Raw genomic sequence first — 1,978 nt, forward strand, 5'->3', positions numbered from 1 at the left:
GGCCGCCCGGGCGGGACGACGGCCACCGCGAGGTGCTCGTAGCCGCGGATCCCCGCGACGTCCGAGGCGACGACCGGGGTGCCCCGCGTGGCCGCCGAGGCGAGGCGGACGTGCCCGGTGCTCTTGCGGGTGTCCTTCAGAGCGAGGACGTAGAGCTCGCTGGAGGAGAGGAGCCGGTCGTGCTCCTCGCGCGGGACCTCGACGAGCACCGTGCTGCCGGGGGTCGCCGCCCGGTGCGCACGCGCGGCGTCGCGGCGATCACACACCGCGGTGAGGGGGACGCCCTGCTCGCCGAGGGCGGAGAAGAACGTCTCCCAGTCGCAGGAGTTGCGCCCGGACGCCATCGCGCCGCTGCGCGCCGCGGCCTCGGCGGGCGCGACGCGGTCGTCGAACCAGTAGAAGGGGACGTGCACGATGCGCTCGGGCGGGATGCGGAAGCGCTCGCCGTACTCCTCCCGCTCCCACTCGGTCATGACCTGAACGCGCGCGACCGCGCGGCCCAGCAGGAGGCGGTAGAGGCCGACGGCCGCGGCGCCCTTCAGGCCCGGACGGACCGTGCTCGGCATGAACTCGGTCAGGACGAGCCTGCGCCGACCGGTCAGGGCGAGGAAGCCCGCGAGCACGACGACCCCGCCGATCCGACGGGTCCCCTGAGAGGTGAGCACGAGGTCGTAGTCGCGGCTGCGCAGGCACATCCGCAGCGTGGTCCGCCAGCGGCGGAGCGCACTCGTGTTCGTGCCGGCGACGTCCGCGCCCACGACCCGTCCGTACCAGGTGTCACTCAGGATCCGAGGGGGTGCCGGTTCCGCCATCGATCAGGCCGGGCCTTCCCGCAGCCAGCGCTGGAAGGTCGTGAGCATGTCGGCGTTGGTGGAGGAGGGCACCGTGTGGCCGTTCTCCCTGTTCTCGCCCGAGTGGGCGACGATGGTCGCCTCCTTCGCGAGGGGCAGCGCCCGGCGGTAGAAGCGGCCGCCGTGCAGCTCCAGGGGCACGAGCTCGTCCTCGGAGGAGCCGGTGACGCGCAGGCGCGCGCCCGCCCAGGCGGACTCGGGCAGGCGGAGGGGGTTGGCGGCTCGGAGGGCCGCCGGGTCGTTCCCGTAGATCGCCAGGACGCGCGAGGGATCGCGGCGGGCCAGGTCCTCCATGTCGAACGAGCCGCTCGCGTGGTACGCCCCGCGGATCGCGGGCACCATGCGCTTGCCGTACGCCCAGGCGAGGAGCGTGCCGCCGCCCGAGTTGGAGCGGAGCAGGCTGGCCGAGACCGTCCACACCGACGACACCCACGTCGCCGCCTTGGTCTGAGCGGCGAGCGCGACGGGGTTCGTGTAGAGCGAGCCGCCGTAGTTGGGGCAGATCGAGACGAGGCCCTGGTCGACGGCCTGGTCGGCGGAGTACTGGTACGCACCGGACAGCGCCGCGTAGTTGCTCCCGCTCGCGTGGTAGTACCAGATCATCGAGACCGCGGTGCCCGGCTTGGCCGAGTGCGGGACGAACAGCCGGGCGCGATCGCCCGAGATCATGACGTCGACGACCTCGTACTTCTTCTTGCCCACCCGCGAGACGACGGTGTCCGTGCGCGAGATCTCGCCGGGCAGCCGGGGGATCACCGAGTAGTTCGGGGCGGCGGAGGCCGGCGACGCGACGACGAGGGTCGCTCCGACTCCTGCGGCGGCGGCCGAGACAGCAGGAGCGCTCGTCGGGAGATCCGGGGGGACAGGGGTCGGGTCATGGCGGAGTCCTTCACAGGCGGTCGAGGTGCGTGGCGCGGGGCCCAACGGTCCGAGCCGCCCCGAGGCTCTGCGAGATCACCCGCCCGCCGATCCTACGTGGCGGGCCGTCGGCGTGCACGGCCGCGGGAGCCGCGGCCACCTCAGCCCCTCGCCCGGCGCGGCACGAGGCCGCCGACGAGCGACGTCAGCCGCCGCCACCGCGAGCGGGGGTTCGGCACCGAGGTCTGAAGGACGAAGCGCGGCCGCTC

The 1,978-nt window shown here is 73.8% G+C and carries 2 protein-coding genes; both read right to left on the reverse strand.

The window, feature by feature from the left end:
- Positions 1–758: hypothetical protein (locus tag B0T42_RS18875; protein ID WP_201788595.1), on the reverse strand; the 758-nt coding region annotated here is incomplete at its 3' end.
- A 57-nt stretch (positions 759–815) separates the two neighbouring features.
- Positions 816–1,607, reverse strand: a complete 792-nt coding sequence (locus B0T42_RS18880) for a hypothetical protein (RefSeq protein ID WP_077224495.1) — start codon at positions 1,605–1,607, stop codon at positions 816–818.
- Between the last annotated feature and the right edge of the window lie 371 nt (positions 1,608–1,978).

The organism is Rathayibacter rhapontici, from assembly GCF_001995175.1.
Taxonomy (GTDB): Bacteria; Actinomycetota; Actinomycetes; order Actinomycetales; family Microbacteriaceae; genus Rathayibacter.